General features: G+C 72.8%; 22 protein-coding genes and 1 tRNA gene. 10 read left to right on the forward strand and 13 right to left on the reverse strand.

Annotated elements, in window-relative coordinates; translation table 11 throughout:
- Positions 1-43: 43 nt before the first annotated feature.
- Positions 44-550, reverse strand: coding sequence for a disulfide bond formation protein B (locus BCF33_RS03580; RefSeq protein ID WP_106159536.1), 507 nt, complete (start codon positions 548-550; stop codon positions 44-46).
- A 158-nt stretch (positions 551-708) separates the two neighbouring features.
- Positions 709-1,323, reverse strand: coding sequence for a YqaA family protein (locus BCF33_RS03585; protein WP_106159537.1), 615 nt, complete (start codon positions 1,321-1,323; stop codon positions 709-711).
- A gap of 89 nt (positions 1,324-1,412) precedes the next feature.
- Between BCF33_RS03585 and ypfJ the strand changes: the two genes are divergently transcribed.
- Both ypfJ and BCF33_RS03595 read left to right on the forward strand, forming a co-directional pair.
- Positions 1,413-2,276 carry a KPN_02809 family neutral zinc metallopeptidase gene (gene ypfJ, locus BCF33_RS03590; protein ID WP_106160187.1) on the forward strand — a complete coding sequence of 288 codons (864 nt, stop codon included), beginning with the start codon at positions 1,413-1,415 and terminating at the stop codon, positions 2,274-2,276.
- A gap of 45 nt (positions 2,277-2,321) precedes the next feature.
- A tRNA-Leu gene (locus tag BCF33_RS03595) sits at positions 2,322-2,406 on the forward strand.
- Between the two features lie 660 nt (positions 2,407-3,066).
- Here BCF33_RS03595 and BCF33_RS03600 read toward each other — a convergent pair.
- From BCF33_RS03600 to BCF33_RS03625, 6 genes are all read right to left on the reverse strand, one after another.
- A complete protein-coding gene (locus BCF33_RS03600; RefSeq protein WP_106159538.1) occupies positions 3,067-3,648 on the reverse strand; it encodes a nucleotidyltransferase family protein in 582 nt (193 codons plus the stop codon).
- A gap of 42 nt (positions 3,649-3,690) precedes the next feature.
- Positions 3,691-4,911, reverse strand: coding sequence for a branched-chain amino acid ABC transporter permease (locus tag BCF33_RS03605; RefSeq protein WP_106160188.1), 1,221 nt, complete (start codon positions 4,909-4,911; stop codon positions 3,691-3,693).
- Positions 4,912-5,036: 125 nt separating this feature from the next.
- Positions 5,037-6,047, reverse strand: a complete 1,011-nt coding sequence (locus BCF33_RS03610) for a branched-chain amino acid ABC transporter permease (protein WP_106159539.1) — start codon at positions 6,045-6,047, stop codon at positions 5,037-5,039.
- A gap of 72 nt (positions 6,048-6,119) precedes the next feature.
- On the reverse strand, positions 6,120-6,575 hold the full coding sequence (locus BCF33_RS03615; RefSeq protein WP_106159540.1) for a hypothetical protein: 456 nt from the start codon (positions 6,573-6,575) through the stop codon (positions 6,120-6,122).
- Between the two features lie 31 nt (positions 6,576-6,606).
- Positions 6,607-6,972, reverse strand: a complete 366-nt coding sequence (locus BCF33_RS03620) for a beta/alpha barrel domain-containing protein (RefSeq protein ID WP_106159541.1) — start codon at positions 6,970-6,972, stop codon at positions 6,607-6,609.
- The gene (locus tag BCF33_RS03625; protein WP_106159542.1) at positions 6,969-7,700 is read right to left on the reverse strand and encodes an ABC transporter ATP-binding protein; all 732 of its coding nucleotides are present in this window, start codon (positions 7,698-7,700) and stop codon (positions 6,969-6,971) included. The genes BCF33_RS03620 and BCF33_RS03625 overlap by 4 nt, the downstream gene beginning before the upstream one ends.
- A 121-nt stretch (positions 7,701-7,821) precedes the next feature.
- On the opposite strand from BCF33_RS03625, the gene BCF33_RS03630 reads away from it, so the two are divergent.
- Complete coding sequence (locus tag BCF33_RS03630; RefSeq protein ID WP_106160189.1) at positions 7,822-8,877, forward strand: PAS domain-containing sensor histidine kinase; 1,056 nt, start codon at positions 7,822-7,824, stop codon at positions 8,875-8,877.
- Between the two features lie 11 nt (positions 8,878-8,888).
- On the opposite strand, the gene BCF33_RS03635 is transcribed toward BCF33_RS03630, so the two are convergent.
- From BCF33_RS03635 to BCF33_RS03645, 3 genes are all read right to left on the reverse strand, one after another.
- Positions 8,889-9,662, reverse strand: a complete 774-nt coding sequence (locus BCF33_RS03635) for an ABC transporter ATP-binding protein (RefSeq protein WP_106159543.1) — start codon at positions 9,660-9,662, stop codon at positions 8,889-8,891.
- 77 nt (positions 9,663-9,739) lie between these two features.
- On the reverse strand, positions 9,740-10,930 hold the full coding sequence (locus BCF33_RS03640; RefSeq protein WP_106159544.1) for an ABC transporter substrate-binding protein: 1,191 nt from the start codon (positions 10,928-10,930) through the stop codon (positions 9,740-9,742).
- A 70-nt stretch (positions 10,931-11,000) separates the two neighbouring features.
- Complete coding sequence (locus BCF33_RS03645; protein ID WP_106159545.1) at positions 11,001-12,011, reverse strand: GlxA family transcriptional regulator; 1,011 nt, start codon at positions 12,009-12,011, stop codon at positions 11,001-11,003.
- Positions 12,012-12,154: 143 nt separating this feature from the next.
- On the opposite strand from BCF33_RS03645, the gene BCF33_RS03650 reads away from it, so the two are divergent.
- Positions 12,155-13,522, forward strand: coding sequence for a class II 3-deoxy-7-phosphoheptulonate synthase (locus BCF33_RS03650; RefSeq protein WP_106160190.1), 1,368 nt, complete (start codon positions 12,155-12,157; stop codon positions 13,520-13,522).
- Positions 13,523-13,531: 9 nt separating this feature from the next.
- Here the strand turns inward: BCF33_RS03650 and BCF33_RS03655 are convergent, their stop codons facing one another.
- Positions 13,532-14,146 carry a PAS domain-containing protein gene (locus BCF33_RS03655; protein WP_158259348.1) on the reverse strand — a complete coding sequence of 205 codons (615 nt, stop codon included), beginning with the start codon at positions 14,144-14,146 and terminating at the stop codon, positions 13,532-13,534.
- Between the two features lie 180 nt (positions 14,147-14,326).
- Between BCF33_RS03655 and gmk the strand changes: the two genes are divergently transcribed.
- The 4 genes from gmk (at position 14,327) to BCF33_RS03675 (ending at position 17,607) form a co-directional block, all read left to right on the forward strand.
- Positions 14,327-14,974: a guanylate kinase gene (gmk, locus tag BCF33_RS03660; protein ID WP_106159547.1), complete on the forward strand. Its 648-nt coding sequence runs from the start codon at positions 14,327-14,329 to the stop codon at positions 14,972-14,974.
- Positions 14,971-15,498, forward strand: coding sequence for a gamma carbonic anhydrase family protein (locus BCF33_RS03665; RefSeq protein WP_106159548.1), 528 nt, complete (start codon positions 14,971-14,973; stop codon positions 15,496-15,498). The genes gmk and BCF33_RS03665 overlap by 4 nt, the downstream gene beginning before the upstream one ends.
- A gap of 203 nt (positions 15,499-15,701) precedes the next feature.
- Positions 15,702-16,355 carry an outer membrane protein gene (locus BCF33_RS03670; protein WP_106159549.1) on the forward strand — a complete coding sequence of 218 codons (654 nt, stop codon included), beginning with the start codon at positions 15,702-15,704 and terminating at the stop codon, positions 16,353-16,355.
- A gap of 67 nt (positions 16,356-16,422) precedes the next feature.
- On the forward strand, positions 16,423-17,607 hold the full coding sequence (locus BCF33_RS03675) for a trans-sulfuration enzyme family protein (RefSeq protein WP_106159550.1): 1,185 nt from the start codon (positions 16,423-16,425) through the stop codon (positions 17,605-17,607).
- Here the strand turns inward: BCF33_RS03675 and BCF33_RS03680 are convergent.
- Positions 17,604-17,990, reverse strand: coding sequence for a hypothetical protein (locus tag BCF33_RS03680; protein ID WP_106159551.1), 387 nt, complete (start codon positions 17,988-17,990; stop codon positions 17,604-17,606). The genes BCF33_RS03675 and BCF33_RS03680 overlap by 4 nt on opposite strands.
- Positions 17,991-18,088: 98 nt before the next feature.
- Here BCF33_RS03680 and BCF33_RS03685 point away from each other — a divergent pair, with 98 nt between their 5' ends.
- Positions 18,089-19,132, forward strand: coding sequence for a sensor histidine kinase (locus BCF33_RS03685; protein ID WP_106159552.1), 1,044 nt, complete (start codon positions 18,089-18,091; stop codon positions 19,130-19,132).
- Between the two features lie 109 nt (positions 19,133-19,241).
- Positions 19,242-20,276, forward strand: a complete 1,035-nt coding sequence (locus BCF33_RS03690) for a substrate-binding domain-containing protein (RefSeq protein WP_106159553.1) — start codon at positions 19,242-19,244, stop codon at positions 20,274-20,276.
- The last annotated feature ends 6 nt before the right edge of the window (positions 20,277-20,282 follow it).

The following is a 20,282-nucleotide window of genomic DNA, read 5'->3' on the forward strand; positions in this document are numbered from 1 at the left end:
GGCCCTCTGGCCGGGGATCGCGGCGCGCCTGCGCGGCGCGGGGTCAGGCCGTGGCGTGAACGCCGCGGCCGGCACGAAGGGCCGCCAGCAGCCAGAGCGCGGCGAGCCCCGCGGAGAGGATCGCGTTCCACGAGGCCATGGAGAGGCCGAGGAACCACCATTCGACGACGTCGCACATGGCGACGCCCGGCCCCTCGAGCGAGAGGAGGTCCGCGCCGCCGAGGCCCGCGAGGCCGCCCGTGCCGGTGCAGGAGGCGGGACCCGCCCACCAGCCGCGCTCGACCCCGGCGTGGAAGACGCCAATCCCGGCCGTCGTCGCGGCGGCGAGCGCGCCGAGCGCGGCGAGGAGGCGCAGCGCCATGGGCGGCGCGCCGGGCCGCAGGGCCCAGACCAGGACGCCGAGGGCGATCGCCGCCATGTGGGGCCAGCGCTGCCAATGGCACATGCGGCAGGGCGCGAAGCCCATCGCCTGGAACAGGTAGGCCCCCGCGAGGAGCGCGGCCGATCCTGCGGCGGCGAGTATCGCGAGGCGTCTGGCGTCGAGCTGCATGATCCAAGGCCGTCCGGTCGGGTCGATGCCGCGAAGACCATCCCGCGCGCGCGCCCGCAAGGGGCGCGCCCGCACCTCGGCGTGAACGCGTCGTCCGTTCCGGTTCGGCGTCCGGGTCGCCTTCCCGCCCGGTGGCAAGGGCCTCCGTGCAGCGCGGCTCAGACGAGGCGCAGCGCCGCGAAGCCGCCCGCGAGGAGGACGCAGAAGAGGACGGACATCAGCCCGAGCCGCCGCTCGACGAAGTCGCGGACCGGCGCCCCGAACTTCCAGAGAAGGGCGGCGATGACGAAGAAACGCAATCCGCGGGCGACGACGGAGGTGACGAGGAACGTCCCGAGGGGCATCCCCGTCCAGCCGGACATGATGGTGATGACCTTGTAGGGGAACGGCGTGAGGCCGGCGATCAGCACCGCCCAGAAGCCTTGGTCGTTGAAGCGGGCGCCGAACGCATCCATCGCGTCGGCCTTGCCGAGCGCGGCCAGGATGGGCTGGCCGAGCGCCTCGTAGAAGAAGAGGCCGATGCCGTAGCCCGCGAGGCCGCCCGTGACGGAGGCGAGGGTGCAGACCCCCGCGATCAGGAAGGCCCGGCGCGGCGCGGCGAGGATCATGGGGATCATCAGGAGGTCCGGCGGGATCGGGAAGACCGAGGATTCGACGAAGGAGACCGCCGCCAGCACCCAGAGGGCGTGAGGGCCCGCGCCGTGGCGCATGGTCCAGTCGTAGAGCCGGCGGATCGGGCCGGGGCGCGCGGGGGCGTCCGTGGGGGCGGTCATCGCGTGCTCCTCGGCGGGGGCTGCCGGAACTGCTGCACCACCGGAGAGCGTTGCGGTCAAGGCGGGGAGGACCCGCGAGGAGGATGGCGATGCGCTGGCGCGGCGGACGGATGTCCCGGAACGTGATCGATGCGCGGCGGAGCGGCGGCGGCGGCCGGCGCCTCGCCGTGGGCGGGGGCGGGAGCCTCGCGCTCGTGCTGCTCGTGGTGGGGGGATTGTTCCTGGGGGTTGACCTGACGCCGCTGCTGGGCGGCCAGGGGGGCACGGTCGCGCCCGCGCCGCAGGCCCGGGGCATCACCGCCGCAGACGAGGAACGCGCCCGCTTCGCCGCGACGGTCCTCGCCTTTACCGAGGACGTCTGGCGCGACGTCTATCCGGCGCAGACCGGCCGGCCCTATCGCGACCCCGAGCTGGTGATGTTCACCGGCGCGGTGGGCTCGGCCTGCGGAGGGGCTTCGGCGGCGACGGGGCCGTTCTACTGCCCCGCGGACGGGCGGGCCTATCTCGACACGGACTTCTTCGTCGCGCTCGAGCGGCGGTTCGGCGCGCCAGGCGACTTCGCGGCGGCCTACGTGATCGCGCACGAGATCGCGCACCACGTCCAGAACCTGGAGGGCATCCTGGGCGAGGTGCAGCAGCTGCAGGCCCGGTCGGGCCCGGCGGAGGCGAACGCGCTGCAGGTCCGGGTGGAGCTGCAGGCCGACTGCCTGGCGGGCGTCTGGGCGCATCATGCCGAGCGGCGGCAGCGGATCCTCGACCCCGGCGACTTCGAGGAGGCGCTGCGCGCCGCGCGTGCGATCGGGGACGACAGGCTGGCCGAGGAGGCGGGGCGGGCGGTGCGGCCGCACACGTTCACCCACGGCACCAGCGCCCAGCGCTCGCGCTGGTTCGCAGTCGGCTTCGAGGGCGGCGAGATGGCCGCCTGCGACACGTTCGGCGCGCGCACCCTCTGAGGGGCCGTTGCGGCATCCGGCCCGGCGGGCTAGGTGACGGGCGCGGCCCGTGTGGCGGAATCGGTAGACGCAGCGGATTCAAAATCCGCCGCCGCAAGGCTTGCCGGTTCGAGTCCGGCCACGGGTACCATCATTTCGATCGAATGGCGCGCGAACGCGGTGGGCAGCCCGTCGGTCCCCTCGCGCCCGCCGAACCATTCCCCGGGGTCCCCGGGGATACGGCCCTGCCGGTACCCGGCGGGGTCGGGGTGCGGGCGGCTCGGCGGCGGTTCGGTCCCGCCCCGCGGTCCCGGAGGGCGTAGGTCGTGGCGGTACGAACGGCGCTGCCGGATTCTGGCGTGGAAGCGGTCTTTGCCGCGCCGTACGGGGACGGGGCCGGCCGTGGGGGCGAGGCGGTCCGCCGTCCGTCTCGACCGCGGCGGGGCCTTTCGGATCGAGCTGGGCTCGTCCGGCTCGGACGGATCCACCAAGCGACGCCGGGGCCGTAGCCCGCTGGGGGTCCGATTCCTGCGACGGGGCTTGAGGTTCGGGCGGGACGGGCGGCGCTTCGATGGCCGGTCCGGCGGACGGCGAAAGCGGCACGATGGGTGTCCGGGCTTCGGCGGCGCGGACATGACGGAAACCGGATCGGCGCGGGGGCGGGCGGCGATAGCCCGGGCCGCCGGGGGGGGCGTGCCGGAGAAACTTTGCGCTGGCGAGGCGCCCGCGCCCGCGAGCCGTCATCGACCGCGCGGGGGGCGGCTGCCGGTCCGCAGCACCGGATGCCCGTGCGGCATTCGCGTGCGGCGGGTCAGGGGCGGGGCGGCCCGGCGGCGCGGAACGCGGCCCAGTCTTCGGGCGTGTCGAGGTCGAGGCGGGCCTGCGGGCCTATGGGGACGAGCCCCGCGCGATGGGCCGCGACCACGCCGCGCGCGCCGTCGTCGCCCCGGAGCGCCATGAGGTCCGCGAACGTCTCGCGCGCGAAGAGGATCGGGTGGCCGCCCCGCCCGTCCCCGGTCGCGGCGCGCCAGATCGGAGCGGGAGAGGCGTCGCGCGCGGTGAGGACGGCGCGCAGGTCGTCGGCGCGCAGCGCGGGAAGGTCGCCCAGCAGGAGGAGGATCGCCGGCGCGTCCCGCAGCGCCCGGACGGCGGTGGCGATGGTGCGGCCCATGCCCTCGCAGGCGCGGGGCACCTCGATCGCGGCGGCGCCGTCCAGCAGCGCCTCGCGCGGGTGGGGCAGGGGCGGCAGTGCGACGTGCACGGGCAGGCCCGCGGCGCGCGCGAGGCGGACCTGACGGGTGAGGAGGGGGACGCCCCCCACCCCCTCGGCGAGCTTGTCGCGCCCCCGCATCCGCGAGGAGGCGCCGGCGGCGAGGATCAGTGCGACGGTCATGCCGCCGCCCCTAGCATGGCCGGCTCCGCGCGCGCGACGGGGTCAGCGTTCGGGGATGAGGCCCTTCGGCGCGAAGCGCAGCACCAGCAGCATCACGATCCCCATGGTCAGGAGGCGCATGTGCGCCGCGCTCTCGATCAGGCGGTCGCGGAGGAAGCCGGGGTCCATGTTCTCGGTCATGGCGGAGACGGCCCAGAGTGCCACGGGCTCGACCTGGACCCAGAGGATCCAGATGACGAAGCCGCCGAGGACCGCGCCCCAGTTGTTGCCCGACCCGCCCACGATCACCATCACCCAGACGAGGAAGGTGAAGCGCAGCGGCTGGTAGGCGGTGGGCGTGAGCTGGCCGTCGAGCGTCGTCATCATCGCGCCCGCGACCCCGAGGATGGCGGAGCCCAGGACGAAGATCTGCAGGTGCCGCCTGGTGACGTTCTTCCCCATCGCCTCGGCCGCGGTCTCGTTGTCGCGGATGGCGCGGACCATGCGCCCCCAGGGCGAGTTCAGGGCGAGCTGCGCGAGGATCAGGAGCACGGCGAGGACGGCCGCGAAGAGCCCGGCGTAGAGGACCTTCACCCAGAGGGTCGAGGCGGTCACCGGGTCGAGGCCGAGGCCGGCGGCCCGTTCGACGAAGCCCGCATCGGCCTGGAGCTGCACCTCGTAGGGGACGGGGCGGGGCAGGCCGACGACGTTCTTCACCCCGCGCGCGAGCCAGTCCTCGTTCTTCAGGACGGCGATCACGATCTCGGCGATGCCGAGCGTCGCGATGGCGAGGTAGTCCGAGCGCAGGCCCAGCGCCGTCTTGCCGATCAGCCAGGCGGCGGCGGCGGCGAGGAGGCCGCCGATCGGCCAGGCCAGGATCACCGGCCAGCCGAGGCCGCCGAGATAGCCGGTGCGGGCGGGGTTCACCGCCTCGATCGCGGCGACGGCCGGATCGAAGAGCGCCCGGAAGAGGTAGAAGCCCGCGACGAGGATCGCCGCCGTCAGCAGCCCCGAGCGGGTGCGGCGCCAAGCGAGGACGCCGCCCGCGATCACGCCCGCCCCGACGGCGAGCGCGAGGAGCATCCGCCAGCCGCCCGCGGCGACCGCGGCCTGCGTGGGGGGCATCCCGACGAGAACGGCCGCGAGGCCGCCCAGCGCGACGAAGCCCATCACGCCGATGTTGAAGAGGCCCGCGAAGCCCCATTGGAGGTTCACGCCGAGCGACATGATCGCCGAGACGAGGCCGAAGTTCAGGATGAGGAGGGCCGTGTTCCAGCCCTGCATCACGCCCGACAGCACGATGGCCCCCGCGACGGCCGCGAAGAGGAGGGCCCCGCGCAGCCCGAGGGCGGCGGGCCTGGGCCGGACGGAGGGCAGCGCGGCGGCGCCCTCGGGGATCTCGGCGAAGCTCACGAGGACTGCCCCTTGAAGAGGCCCGTTGGCCTGAAGAGGAGGATCACGATCAGGATCACGAAGGAGACGGCGAACTTGTAGTCCGTGGAGAGGAGCTGGAGGAGGCCCGACACCTCGGCCTCGCCCGGCAGGAGGTAGTTGACGACCTTCTTCCAGGGATAGGTGATCGCCACCTCGGAGAAGGCGATGACGAAGCCGCCCACCACCGCGCCCAGGGGATTGCCCAGGCCACCGACGATGGCGGCCGCGAAGATCGGCAGGAGGAGCTGGAAGTAGGTGAAAGGCTTGAACGACTTGTCGAGGCCGTAGAGCACGCCCGCGACGGTCGCGAGGGCCGCGACGATCAGCCAGGTGATGCGGACGACCCGCTCGGGGTCGATGCCCGAGAGGAGGGCGAGATCCTCGTTGTCGGAATAGGCGCGCATCGACTTGCCCGTGCGAGTGCGGTTGAGGAACCAGAAGAGCAGGGCGACCGCGATCCCGGCCACGACGATGGTGACGACCTGCGCGGTGCGGATGGCCAGCCCCTCGTCGAGGCCGGTGGCGTCGCGGAAGTCGCGGGCGCGGATCAGGAAGCGCGCGCCGTCGTCGAAGCGGATGTCGTCCACCCCGATGATCAGCCGGACGAGGCCGTTCAGCACGAACATCACCCCCATGGAGACGATGACGAGGACGATGGGCGCCACCCGCTTGCGGCGGTAGAACCGATAGACGCCCCGGTCCGTCGCCAGCAGCAGCAGCGCCGCCGCCGCGATCCCCGCGGGCAGCGCCAGGATCGCCGTGGGCACCGGCCCGAGCGAGACGCCCAGGGTCTGCAGGCCCCAGGTGGCCAGGATCGTCGCCATCGCGCCGAAGGCCATGGTGTCGCCATGGGCGAAGTTCGAGAAGCGCAGGATGCCGAAGACCAGCGTCACCCCCAGCGCGCCGAGCGCGAGTTGCGCGCCGTAGGCGAGGGCCGGCACGATCACGAAGTTGGCCGTCACGACCAGCGCGTTGAGAATTTCCATGCCCCGTCCCCAAAGGCCCCGTCGCGCAGATGCCAGAGAAACGTGGGACGTTCCAGCCCGCCGGGCGCGGGGCTAGTGGCCGAAGAGCGGCGGCGCGGGGCGGACGATGCGGAAGCCGGCCGGCTCGCAGAAGCCGTTCATGTCGGCGCGGGTGGCGATGCCCTGCACGTCCGCGCGCACGATGTAGCGCGCCCGGCCCGAAGGGCGGATCCACAGCTCGCCCGGGCGGTCCCAGCCGAGCGCACGGTTCCAGCCGTTGAACGTGGTGCCGAACGTCGTGACGCGGCGATCGACCGGATACGTGCGCCCTTCGACGAGGAAGCGGGGCGAGGGGCCGTTGGCGTCGACCACGACGAGGCGGCCGCGCGCCTCGCCGCAGCGCAGCCCCTGGCCCGCGAGGCAGTCGTTGCCGATGATGCCGTTCGGCCGCGGGATCGGGCCGGGAAAGTCGCAGGTGATGTCGTAGGCCGCCGCCGGGGCCGCAAGGGCGACGAGGAGGGCGGCGAGGCGGAGCGGTGCGAATCTCATGCCCGGAGGGTAGGGCGCGACGGCCGCCGCGTCACGTGCGCGGTTGGTCGGCGCGGCGGCATTCGCCGCCGAGGCCGCGTCGGCCTGCCGGACCGACGATCTGGACGTTGAAGATCGCCCCCGCCTGGAACAGGACGAAATCGTGCCTTGCGCCGGCTGGATCGGCCCCTTCGACGTAGAAGTAGCCCCTTTCGCGGGTGACCGCCCCCTCGATCCGCATGCCGCCCGGGTAGGCGAGGGTTCCGCGCAGGCCGTCGACCGCCACCGTCAGGACGCCTTCGTCGATGGGGCGGACGGGCTTGCCGACCTCGCCGGTGCGGATGAGGATGTCGCACTCGTACATCTCCGCGGCGGCGACGCCCGGCGCCAGCGCCGCGAGGAGGATGGCGCGGATCACCCCCCGAGGAAGCTGCGCCGCACGTCCGGGTCGGCGAGCAGGGCGGAGCCCGTGTCGGTGTGGCGGTTGCGGCCCTGGACGAGGACGTAGCCGCGGTCGGCGATCTCGAGGGCCTGGCGGGCGTTCTGCTCGACCATGAGGACGGAGATGCCGGTGCGGGCGACCTCGATGATGCGGTCGAAGAGCTCGTCCATCACGATGGGCGAGACGCCGGCGGTGGGCTCGTCGAGCATGAGGACCGACGGCTGCGTCATCAGCGCGCGGCCCACGGCGACCTGCTGGCGCTGGCCGCCCGACAGCTCGCCCGCGGGCTGGCGCCGCTTGTCGCCGAGCACGGGGAAGAGGTCGTAGACCTGGCTGATCGTCGGGCGGACGTCGTCCCGGCGCAGGAAGGCGCCCATCTCGAGGTTCTCCTCGACCGAGAGGGCGCGGAAGACGTTGTTGACCTGCGGCACGAAGGCCATCCCCTCGGCCACGCGGGCCTGGGGGGAGAGGGCGGTGATGTCCTTGCCGTTCAGCGTGACGATCCCGCCGCGCAGGGGGAGCATCCCGAACACGGCCTTCATGGCGGTGGACTTGCCCGCGCCGTTGGGGCCGACGATCACCGCGATCTCGCCGGGTTTCGTGCCGATGGTGCAGTCGTGCAGGATGTCGGCCGCCCCGTAGCCGCCGGTCATCCCGGCGCCGAGAAGGGCGTAGTCGGTCGCGGCTGGGGCGGCGTCGAGCATGGCGGGCCTTCGCGTTGGGCGGCGCGCCCGGTCTGCCCCGGCCCCGCGCGGCTGTCCAGCGGGCCCGCGGTTGCGCCGGCGCACCGGACGTGATGCTGTGGTGCAGCAGCCGGGGGGCATCATGGACGGGCAGTTTCAGCCGCAGAGCGTGTTCTGGAAGGTATCGGCGGACCTTTTGGGCGTGAACGACGCGACGGGCCGGTTCCGCCACACGAATCCGGCATGGCGGACCGTGCTCGGCTGGTCCGCCGAGGAGGTCGAGGCGTTCCGCTACGAGGATCTTCTACACCCTGACGACGTCGACAGGACGAACGAGGCCTTCGCCGCCCTTCTCGATGGCCGCCCGGTGATGCTGTTCGAGAACAGGTATCGCCACAAGGACGGCAGCTATCGCTGGCTGTCGTGGAATGCGGTGCCCGAGGGTGACGTCTTCATCTGCTCGGCGCGCGACGTGACGCAGTCGAAGGCGGACGCGGCCTCGCTCCGCACGCGCGAGGAGGAGGCGCGGCTGCGCGAGCAGTTCGTCGCCGTGCTGGGCCACGACCTGCGCAACCCGCTGACGGCCGTCTCGGCGGCGATGCGGCTGCTGTCGCGCGAGGTCCAGTCGGAGCGCGGGACCGAGCTGATCCGCATGACGACGGAGGCGGCGGACCGCATGGCGGCGCTGATCGGCGACGTGCTCGACTTGGCCCGCACGCGCCTTGGCGAGGGGATCGAGCTGGCCCGCCAGGAGGTCGCCGACCTCGAGGCGGTGATCGACAAGGTCGTCGACGAGACCGCGCTGTCCTACCCGGGCATCACGATCGAGCGATCCTACGACCTGGGCGGGCCCTACCTGTGCGATCCGGGGCGGCTCGGGCAGCTCGTCTCGAACCTGGTGTCGAACGCGGTCACGCATGGCGGGACGGACCGGCCCATCCGCATCGAGGCGCGCGACGACGGCACGGACCTGCACCTCAGCGTGGCGAACGAGGGCGAGGCGATCCCCGAGGACAAGCTTCCGCTGCTGTTCGAGCCCTTCGCGCGGGGCGACGGCAGGGCCTCGCAGAACGGGCTGGGGCTGGGGCTGTTCATCGCCCGGCAGATCGCGCGGGGACATGGCGGCGAGCTGACGGTCGCCTCGGACGACGACCGGACCGTGTTCGCCCTGCGGATGCCCGCGCGGCACCCGTCCTGATCGGGCGAGGCCTAGCCGGCCTTGTTCTTCAGGCCGGTGCCCAGGTAGGCCTCGACGACCTGCTCGTTCGCCTTGACCTCGGCCATGGTGCCGGTCGCGAGGACGCGCCCCTCAGCCATGACGATGACCGGATCGCAGAGGCGGCCGATGAAGTCCATGTCGTGCTCGATCATGCAGAAGGTGTAGCCCCGCTCGCGGTTGAGGCGCTGGATCGCGTCGCCGATCGTCCCGAGGAGGGTGCGGTTCACGCCCGCGCCGACCTCGTCGAGGAAGACGATGCGCGCCTCGGTCATCATCGTGCGCCCGAGCTCGAGCAGCTTCTTCTGCCCGCCGGAGAGGTTGCCGGCCTTCTCGTCCGCGAGATGCGAGACGGTGAGGAAGTCGAGCACCTCGTCCGCGCGGGCGGCGAGCGCGCGCTCCTCCTCGCGGATGGCGGCGCGGCGGGTCCAGGCGGACCAGATCGATTCGCCCGTCTGGCCGCCTGGGACCATCATCAGGTTCTCGCGCACGGTCATGGTCGGGAACTCGTGCGCGATCTGGAACGTCCGCAGGAGGCCGAGGTGGAAGAGCTCGTGGGGCGGCAGGCCGGTGATGTCATCGCCCCCCATCAGGACGCGGCCCGAGGTCGGCGCATGGACCCCGGCGACGCAGTTGAAGAGGGTGGTCTTGCCGGCGCCGTTGGGCCCCACGAGGCCCGTGATCGAGCCCTCCGCGATCTCCAGCGTGGCGCCGTCGACGGCATGGAAGCCGCCGAAGGACTTCACGAGGTTCTCGACGCGGATCATGGGCGTGGCTCCAGGGTTCGGGCGGGGCGGCGGGACGCCAGGAGGGGCGGGCGCCGGGTGCGCCCGCCCGGGATGGCTCAGCGGTAGCCGACGACCTCGAGGCTGCCGTCCACGACCTCGTACTCGGCGTAGCTGCCGGCGGCCTCGCCGGGATCGACCAGCTCGACGCCGGAGGCGCCGACATAGTCCACCTCGCCCCCATCGGCGATGATCTGCAGCGCGCGCGACAGGTCGCCGGGAAGGATGGCCTCGCCCGGGGCGTTGGCGACATCCATGATCCCACCCGCGTAGTCGGCCGGATCGGCCGAGCCGGCGGCCGCCATGGCCAGGAGGATCAGCGCGGCGGCGTCGTAGGATTCGCCGGCGTAGACGGAGGTGCCGTCGATCCCCTCGGCCTCGGCCATGTCGGCGAAGACGGCGCCGCCCTCGTTCTCGCTGCCGGGCGCGGTGCCGACGCTGCCGGCGATGTCCTCGCCGAAGGCGTCGGTCAGGTTGTCGCCGATCATGCCGTCGCCGAAGGCGAACATGTCGAACGCCCCGGTGTCGAGCGCGCCGCGCACGATCCCGGCGCCGCCCTGGTCCACGTAGCCGAGCACAACGAGCGCGTCGCCACCCGCAGAAGCCAGCGCGCCCACCTCGGCCGCGTAGTCGGCCTTGCCGTCCTCGTGCGCGGTGTTGAGGGTGACGGTGCCGCCCATCCCCTCGAACGCGCCGGCGAAGGCGTCCGAGAAGCCCTTGCCGTAGTCGTTGTTGGTGTAGGTCACGGCGACGTCCTCGATCCCCTTCTCCATGAGGATCTGGGCCAGCACCTCGCCCTGGCGGGCGTCGGATGGCGCGGTGCGGAAGAAGAGGCCGTTGTCCTCGATCCCCGTGAGGCCCGGCGAGGTCGCCGCGGGCGAGATCATCACCATCCCGTTCGGCACCGCCACGTTGGTCAGCGTCGCCGTCGTCACGCCCGAGCAGTCGGCGCCCATGATGCCGGACACGCGGTCGCTGTTGACCATCCGCTCGGCCGCGGTGGTGGCGGCGCCGGCGTCGATGCAGGTGGCGTCGGCGCGCACGGGCTCGACCGTGCGGCCGCCGAGGAAGTTCTCGTCGCCGCTGACCTCGGAGAGGGCCAGCTCGGCGCCGGAGGCCATGGCGGGCGTCAGGCTCTCGATCGGGCCGGTGAAGCTGAGCAGCACGCCGATCCTGACCGGATCCTCCTGGGCGTGCGCGGCACCCGCGAGAAGGGCCGCCGCGGCGGCGGAGGCGAGGAACTTGTTCATGTGGTGGTCTCCCTGAAGGAACGTTGTCCTGGCCTGGGACGATACAGCGAAGGGCGCCGGGGGCAACGCCCTAGCCGCGAAGCCCCGGCCCCCGCGCCGCCTGGGCGCCGCGTTCGCGGTAGGGGGTGGTGCCGTATTGGGCGCGGTAGCACTTGGAGAAGTGGGAGGGGGATGCGAAGCCGGATGCCAGGGCGACCTCGATCACCGGCATCTCCGTCTGCATCAGGAGGTTGCGCGCCTTCTGCAGCCGCATCTCCATGTAGTAGCGCTTGGGCGAGCGGCTGAGGTAGCGGCGGAAGAGACGTTCGAGCTGGCGGGTCGACATGCCGACGTCGCGCGCGAGGACGGAAGGGGAGATCGGCTCCTCCAGGTTCTCCTCCATGCGGCGGACGACGTCGGAGAGACGGGGGTGGCGCACGCCGATGCGGGTCGGGATGGACAGGCGCTGCGTGTCCTCGGCCGTGCGTATCGAGGAGTAGACGAGCTGGTCGGCGACCGCGCCCACCAGCCCCTCGCCGTGGTCCTCGGCGATCAGCTTCAGCATCAGGTCGATGGAGGCGGTGCCGCCCGCCGTGGTGATGCGGGGGCCGTCGACGACGAAGACCTGCTTGGTCAGGTCGGTTCCGGGGAACGCCTCGGCGAAGCTGTCGTGGTTCTCCCAGTGGATGGTGGCGCGGCGCCCTTCGAGGAGGCCCGCCGCGGCGAGCGCGTGCCCCGCGGTGCAGAGCCCGCCGAGGACGGGGCCCTTGCGCGCCTCGCGCCGGAGCCATGCGAGGAGGCGCCCGGAGGTGTTGCGCTGCACGTCGAGGCCGCCGCAGAGGAACACGGCGTCGTCGCGCCCGACCTCGCCCAGGTCGCCGTCCACGCCGACGACCACGCCGTTCGAGCAGGCCACCGTCCCGCCGCCCTCGGACCGGACGGACCAGGCGTAGAGGTCGCGGCCGGCCACCCGGTTCGCGATCCGCAGCGCCTCGACCGCGGCGGCGAAGCAGAGCATCGTGAACTCCGGCAGCAGGACGAAGACGAAGCGCCGGGGGCGGGCGGGGGCTTCGACGGGGACGCGCTGGGGTGCGATGGCCATGGCGGGGACCGGCTGTGATGTCCCCGCGCCGTGGCAGGAAGCGACCCCCGAGGCAATCCCGCCTTTCCGCCGCGGCGCGGCGATGGTATGCGCCGCGACCGGGAAGGACCCCGGCGGCCGTGCCGGGGCAGGAGGATGACGAGATGGCCGATTGGACCCCGCAGGACTGGCGCGCGAAGCCCCGGGTACAGATGCCCGACTATGCGGACGGCGAGGAACTGGCCGCGGTCGAGGCCCGGCTGCGGCGGTACCCCCCCCTCGTCTTCGCGGGCGAGGCGCGGCGGCTGCGCGCGCGCCTCGCCGAGGCCGCGCGGGGGGAGGCGTTCCTCCTACAGGGGGGCGACTGCGCGGAGAGCTTCGAGGAGTTCAGCGCCGACGGCATCCGCGACACGTTCAAGGTCATGCTGCAGATGGCGATGGTGCTGACCTGGGGCGCCAAGGTGCCCGTGGTGAAGGTCGGCCGGATGGCGGGCCAGTTCGCCAAGCCCCGCAGCGCGCCCACGGAGACGAAGGGCGGGGTCGAGCTGCCCTCCTACCGGGGCGACATCGTCAACGATCTGGACTTCACCCCCGAGGCCCGCGTTCCCGACCCCGGTCGGATGCTGCGCGCCTACACGCAGGCCGCGGCGACGCTGAACCTGATCCGGGCCTTCAGCACCGGCGGCTTCGCGGACGTCCACAAGGTCCACCAGTGGACGCTGGGATTCACCGAAGGCGAGGGGGCCGAGCGCTACCGCGAGATCGCCGAGCGGATCAGCGACACGCTGGACTTCATGAACGCGGCCGGGGTCTCGGCCGACGCCGCCCACACGCTGCAGTCGGTGGACTTCTACACCTCGCACGAGGCGCTGCTGCTCGAGTACGAGGAGGCGCTGTGCCGGGTCGATTCGACCACGGGCAAGTGGCTGGCCGGGTCCGGGCACATGATCTGGATCGGCGACCGGACGCGCCAGCCGGACGGCGCCCATGTCGAGTTCTGCCGCGGCGTGCAGAACCCTATCGGCCTGAAGTGCGGGCCGTCCATGACGGCGGGGCACCTGAAGTCGCTGATGCGGACGCTCAACCCCGAGAACGAGGCCGGGCGCCTCACGCTGATCGCGCGCTTCGGCGCCGGGGCGGTGGGCGAGCATCTGCCCCGTCTGGTCCAGGCCGTCCGCGAGGAAGGGGCCGAGGTGCTCTGGACCTGCGACGCGATGCACGGGAACACGATCAAGTCTGCCTCGGGCTACAAGACCCGCCCGTTCGAGAGCGTCCTGCGCGAGGTGCGCGAGTTCTTCCAGGTCCATGCCGCGGAAGGCACCGTGCCGGGCGGGGTGCACTTCGAGATGACGGGCGGCGACGTGACCGAGTGCACGGGCGGGGTCCGCGCCGTCACGGACGAGGACCTGGGCAGCCGCTACCACACGGCTTGCGATCCGCGCCTCAACGCCTCGCAGTCGCTGGAGCTGGCCTTCCTCGTCGCGGAGGAGCTGTCGGCGCGGCGGGCCGAGGCGCTGTCCAAGGCGGGCTGAAGGCGGGGGCTAGTCCTTCACCAGCGTCAGCTTGGGGGGGCGCGCCCCGGCCTCGGGCGGGATCTCGGCGAAGGACGCGCCGAGGTCGTGCCGCCGCTCGCCGGTGAAGAGGTCGGTGCGCGCCACACCCCGCAGGCGGAGGCGCGTCGGCGCGTCCGCGGCGCCGCCGGGTGCCACGAGGCATCCGATGGCCCGCGTGGCGTCCCCGAGATCCGACCGCAGGGGGGCGAGGATCATGCGGGCCGGGCCGAACCCGTCGCGCAGGACGTCGAGGTCGAGACGCTCGGGGCCCGCGAACACGGCGTCGACCGCGCCGCCGAGGGCGCGCCGCTCCTCCGGGGCGAAGAGGGCGGTGAAGGGCAGGCCGCGCACCTCCATGCCCATGGCCTCGACGAGGTGGAGCCCGCCGAGGCGGATGCGAGCGAGCGAGCCGGTGATCCGTTCGAGGATGAAGGTCTGGTCGAGCGCGCCGAGCAGCCCGCGGGGGTCGATCTCGGAGCGCAGGGGCATCATGCGGCCGCGTCGCAGCCCCTCCCAGTAGGCGAGGACCTCGTCGCAGGGCCCGAACATGCCGCCGCCGGAGGGCGGGCGCAGCGGAACGACCCGGTCGTCCTGTCCGTCCATACCCGATCCTCCCCCTTGCCGAACGTCGGGACGACATGTCCCTCGGGTGGGGGACATAGCCGAAACCCGCGTGCCGGGCATCAGGATTCGGCAGAATAGGTAAACTTCGGTGCGAATGCCCCGCACGCTTGACCGCGCCGGGCGCAGGCGGCATCGCGCGACGCGGACGGGGAGGGACGCATGACCACCAGGCGGCGCGGGCTGCTCATCATCCTCAGCTCGCCCTCGGGGGCGGGAAAATCCACGCTGGCGCGGCGGTTGCGCGCCTGGGACCCCTCCATCGCCTTCTCGATCAGCGCGACGACGCGCGCGCCGCGACCCGGCGAGGTTCCGGGGCGGGACTACGACTTCCGCTCGGAGGAGGAATTCGTCCGCATGGTCGAGGCGGGCGAGATGCTGGAGCACGCGGTCGTCTTCGGCCGGCGCTACGGCAGCCCGGCCGCACCCGTGGCCCTGGCGCTGAGCGAAGGACGGGACGTCCTGTTCGACATCGACTGGCAGGGCGGGCAGCAGGTCCGCAACAGCGCGCTGGCCAAGGACGTGGTCAGCATCTTCGTCCTCCCCCCCTCGATCCGCGAGCTGGAGCGGCGGCTGACCGGCCGGGGCCAGGACGCGCCGGAGGTGATCGCCCGCCGCATGGCCCGCTCGCGCGACGAGATCAGCCACTGGGCCGAGTACGACTACGTCCTGATGAACGACGACCTGGACCGCTGCGCGGCCGAGATCGAGGCCATCGTGACGGCCGAGCGGCTGCGCCGCGACCGCCAGATCGCCCTGGCGGAGGTCGTCCGGGACCTCAACGCCGAGTTCGAGGAGATGACAGCATGATCTACGCCCTGGGGAAGACGGCGCCGAAGATCCATCCCGACGCCTGGATCGCGCCCGACGCGAACATCATCGGCGACGTGGTGGTCGAGGCCGGCGCGAGCGTCTGGTTCGGCACCACGATCCGCGGCGACAACGAGCGGATCACCGTGGGCGCCGGCTCGAACGTGCAGGAGGGGTGCGTCCTTCACACCGACATGGGCTTTCCGCTGGTGATCGGGCCGGACTGCACGGTCGGGCACGGGGCGATCCTGCACGGGTGCACGCTGGCGGACACGGTGCTGGTCGGCATGGGGGCGACGGTCCTGAACGGGGCGGTGGTCGGGCGGCTGTCGCTGGTCGGGGCGGGGGCGCTGCTGACCGAGGGGAAGACCTTCGGGGAGCGCAGCCTGATCGTCGGCGCGCCGGCCAAGGTGGCGCGGGCGCTGGACGGGGACGCGGCGAAGATGCTGGCGGCCAGCGCGGCCCATTACCGCGAGAACGCCGCCCGATTCCGCGACGGCCTGGCGCCCGTTCGGGACCGGTAGGCGCGGGCGGGGGTGTGGCGGGGATGCCACGCTCTCGCGACTGAAACCTTGTGGCCGGAACCCCTGCCGTTCTTGAGGTTTGAGGTGCGAGGGTGGCGAGACTGCGCCTATGTTGGGACGGTCTTGCATCCGAGGGGTTCGACAACCAAGCGAGTCCCGATAGCTGGGTTCAGGCAACGAAGCGCTAAGGAGGCGCGAATACTATGAAGAAGCTCGCAACTGCGACGGTCCTGTCGGCGTCGGTCGCCATGCCCGCGCTGGCCGGTGGCCTCGACCAGCCGGTCATCGCCCCGGTGATCGTGCCCCCCGCGCCGATCGCCTACGCCCCCCAGTGGACCGGTGGCTTCATCGGTGCCTCGGTGGGCTACATCGACAGCGACGGGAACCTGGTCTCGGTGGTGACGGACGCCGACGGAGGGACGACCGAAGTCAACGACGTCGACCTGTCCGGCGACGGCCTGACCTACGGCCTGCGCGCCGGTTACGACTACCAGTTCCGCAACGGCGCGGTCCTCGGCGGCGTGCTGCAGTACGACCGTCTCGACCTCGACATCGGCATCTCGGATGAGCAGGTGGACATTGACGAGAGCGCCAACTCGGTCCTCCGGGCGGGTCTGCGCGGCGGCTACGGCGCCGGCGCCAACCTGTTCTACCTGACCGGTGGCTGGGCGCGCCTCGACACCGACGTCAGCGGCGACGGCGACGGCTACTTCGCCGGCCTCGGCTACGAGCGTCTCGTGACGGACAACGTCTCCGTCGGCATCGAGGCCCTCTACCACGAGTTCGACGATTTCGATAACGCCGACGTCGAAGTCGACGCCACGACCGTGGGCCTGAACGTCAACTACCGCTTCTAAGGACCGGTAGTCGAAGAAGGGGCCGGGGGCTGTTGCCTCCGGCCCTTTTTCGTGGGCGGATCGCGGGATGACGGAACGATCCCCACCGCCCCGAATCCACTGGCCCGCCAGCGTCTCGCGCCCCGTCGCGACGCCCATCTTCCCTTCGGTGGCCTATGCCGCAGGCGGCCCGGACGAGCTGGACGCCCAGTACGAAGGCCGGACCGAGGGCTGGACCTATTCGCGCGAGGGGCATCCCAACGCCGCCGTTCTGGCCGACCGCCTCGCCGCGCTGGAGGGGGCGCCGAACCCCGGCACTGTCACCGCCAGCGGGATGGCTGCGCTGACGGCCGTGATGATGGCGCTGCTGGAGAAGGGCGACCACGTGGTCGGGGGCGACCAGCTCTACGGGCGGTGCCTCGTCATGCTGTCGGAGGAGCTGCCGCGCCTGGGAATCGGCGTGACGCTGGCCGATCCCACGGACGCCGCCGCGATACGGGGCGCGATCCGCCCCGAGACGCGGCTGGTGCTGATCGAGGTCGTCTCGAACCCGACGCTGCGGATCGCGGACGTCGCGGGGATCGCCGCCGCCTGCCGCGAGGCGGGTGCGCTTCTGGTGCTGGACAACACGTTCACGACGCCCGCGGGCTTCGCCCCCTTCGAGGCGGGGGCGGACGTGGTGATCCATTCGGTGACGAAGCTGCTGGCGGGGCATTCGGACGCCATGCTGGGCTGGGCGTGCGCCGCGGACCCCGAGATAGCCGCCCGGATCGCCCGCACCGCGATCACGCTGGGCCTGACGCCGTCCCCGTTCGACTGCTGGCTGGCCGAGCGGGGGCTGCATTCCTTCCCCCTCCGGTTCGAGCGGGCATCGTCCACGGCCGGGGCGCTGGCGGATCGTCTGGCCGAACTGCCGGGGGTGCGGCGCGTGCTCTACCCCGGGCGGGCGGACCATCCCGATTCGGGCCGCGCGGCGGCGCTGCTGCGGTCCGGGGGGAACATGGTCTCGTTCGAGGTGGGCGGGGGGCGGCCGGCGGCGCAGGCCTTGGTCGAGGGCGCCGCCGGCATCCCCTTCGCGCCGACGCTGGGGGACGTGGCGACGGTGCTGTCGCACCCGGCGACGTCCTCGCACCGGGCGCTGACGGAGGAAGGGCGCGCCGCCCTCGGGATCACGGAAGGGTTCTTCCGCGTGTCGGTCGGCCTGGAGGAGGAGGGGCCGCTGCTGGACGCGTTCGAGGGCGCCGTGCGCGCCGCCGCGGCGGCCGCGACCTAGTGGACCCGCGCGCGCCCGGGCCCGGTGACGAGCACGTCGAAGTCGAGCGCGCGCGCGACGCGCCGCACCTCGCGCCGGACGAGCCCTGCGTCGGGCAGCACGTCAGCCGTCGCCCTGTAGCGCCCCTCGTACCCCGCGCGTGCGAGGGCGTCCGCCACCTCGACGGCGTCCCAGCCCCGATCGACCAACGGCGAGATCACGATCGTCGGCCTGACCGCGCCGAGGAGATCGGCGCCGATCTCGGAGAGGGCCGCGACCCGGACCTCCTGCGCGCCGGGGAGGAGGGCGGCGGGGTCGGGGTGGGCGTCCCTCTCGCCGATGAAGAGGATGCGCTCGGTGGAGACAGCGTTGCCCGCGGGGCGGCCGTGTCGCGTCTTCGGCATGATCTGGCACCTTGCCTGGGGGAGAAGGCCGGCGGGCTTATGTCGCCGATGCGGCATCTAGGCCAGACCGGTCCCGTTGCAACGCGGGGCGATGCCGCATGACCGGCCGCTTGATCGACGCCCTTCCCCTGCCGGTCGTGACGGTGGACCGGTCCGGCCGGCTGAGCGGCGCCAACCCCGCAGGCGAGGCGCTCATCGGCGGGGGCCTGACGGGCCGGCACTTCGTGACGGCGCTGCGCCGCCCCGCCGCCCTGGACGCGGTCGAGGCCGCGCTGGGCGCCGTGGGGCCGCCGGAGCGGGCGGAAGCCCCGTGGGAGGGGGACGACGGCGCACGCTGGCGGATGACGGCGACGCCCGGCCCCGGCGGGGGCGCGGTGCTGTGCTTCGAGGACGTAACGGCCGGGGCGGCCGTGGACCGCCAGCGGCGGGAGTTCGTGGCCAACGTCTCGCACGAGCTGAGGACGCCGTTGACCGCGCTGACGGGCTTCGTCGAGACGCTGCGCGGCCCGGCGCGCGACGACCCGGCGGCGAGGGACCGCTTCCTCGCGGTCATGGCGGAGGAGGCGGCCCGGATGAACCGGCTGATCGCCGACCTGCTGGCGCTGAGCCGGGTCGAGGCCGGCGCCCACGAGCGTCCGGCGGCCCGCATCCCGCTGGGCCCGGCCGTCGCGCGCGCGCTGGAGACGCTGGCAGGTGCGGCGGAGGCCGCCGGGATGGCGATCCGGGCCGATCTGCCGCCGGACGGCGGCGCGGCCGTCCGCGCCGATGCCGATCAGGTGGTGCAGGTGGTCACGAACCTGGTGGAGAACGCCCTGAAGTACGGGCGCAGCGAGGGCGGGACCGTCGCCGTGACGCTGGACGGCCCGGTCGACGCGCCGGCGCTGCGCGGCACGGCGATGCGGCTGAGGGTGGAGGATGACGGGCCAGGCCTCGACCCGGTCCATCTGCCGCGCCTCGCGGAGCGGTTCTACCGCGCGGACGGCGACGGGGCCGCCTCGCGGTCGCGGGGCGAGGGCTCGGGGGGCACGGGCCTCGGCCTCGCGATCGTGAAGCACATCGTCCATCGGCACCGGGGCCGGCTGACCTTCGACGGCGCGCCGGGGAAGGGCCTGACCGCGACCGTGCTGCTCCCCACGGACTGACGTAGCGGCATCCGCATCTGTCATCAAACCGTTACGTAGCCGTCACAGAAGCCCAGCATCCGCGCCATAGCCGGCGCCCCATCGAAACGCTCCTGCGGAGACGACATCCATGTCCCTCACCAAGACGGCCCTCCTGACCGGCGCGGCGACGCTGCTCGCCACGACCGCCCTCGCGCAGTCGCGGGACCAGGTGCAGATCGCCGGCTCCTCGACTGTGCTGCCCTATTCCTCGATCGTGGCCGAGGCGTTCGGCGAGAACACCGACTTTCCCGCGCCGGTCGTCGAATCGGGCGGCTCCTCGACCGGCCTGCGCCGCTTCTGCGAGGGGGTGGGCGAGAACACGATCGACATCGCCAATGCATCGCGCCCGATGCGCGATTCGGAGCGGGAGACCTGCGCCGCCAACGGCGTGACCGACATCACCGAGGTCCGCATCGGCTATGACGGCATCGTCTTCGCCTCGCAGCAGGACGGCCCCGCCTTCACCGAGTTCGAACCCGCCGACTGGTACCAGGCCCTCGCCGCGGAGATCCCGGACGAGAGCGGGACGACCCAGCCCAACGCCGTGACGACATGGTCCGAGGTCCGCGAGGGCCTGCCGGAGGTCGAGATCGCCGCCTTCATCCCCGGCACCCGCCACGGCACCCGCGAGGTCTTCGAGGAGAAGGTCCTCCTGCAGGGCTGCGAGGACACGGGCGCGCTGCAGCGGATGCTGGACGCCGGGATGGACGAGGACGCGGCCGAGGGCGCCTGCATGGCGGTGCGGACGGACGGCGCCTCCGTCGACATCGACGGCGACTACACCGAGACGCTGGCGCGGATCGAATCGAACCCCGAGGGCGTGGGCGTGTTCGGCCTGTCCTTCTACGAGAACAACCAGGACACGCTGAAGGTCGCCACGATGGGCGGCGTGACCCCGTCGACCGAGACCATCGCCTCGGGCGAGTATCCGGTGTCGCGCCCCCTGTTCTTCTACGTGAAGGACGCGCATGTCGGCGTGATCCCCGGCCTGGGCGAGTTCGCGGCCTTCTTCACCTCGGACGAGATCGCCGGGCCGGACGGCCCGCTGGCGGGTTACGGCCTCGTCTCGGACCCCGAGCTGGCCGCGACCCAGGAGGAGGTCGGGGCGCTGGGCGGGCTGTGATCGCCC

This window comes from Hasllibacter halocynthiae (assembly GCF_003003095.1).
Lineage (GTDB): Bacteria > Pseudomonadota > Alphaproteobacteria > Rhodobacterales > Rhodobacteraceae > Hasllibacter > Hasllibacter halocynthiae.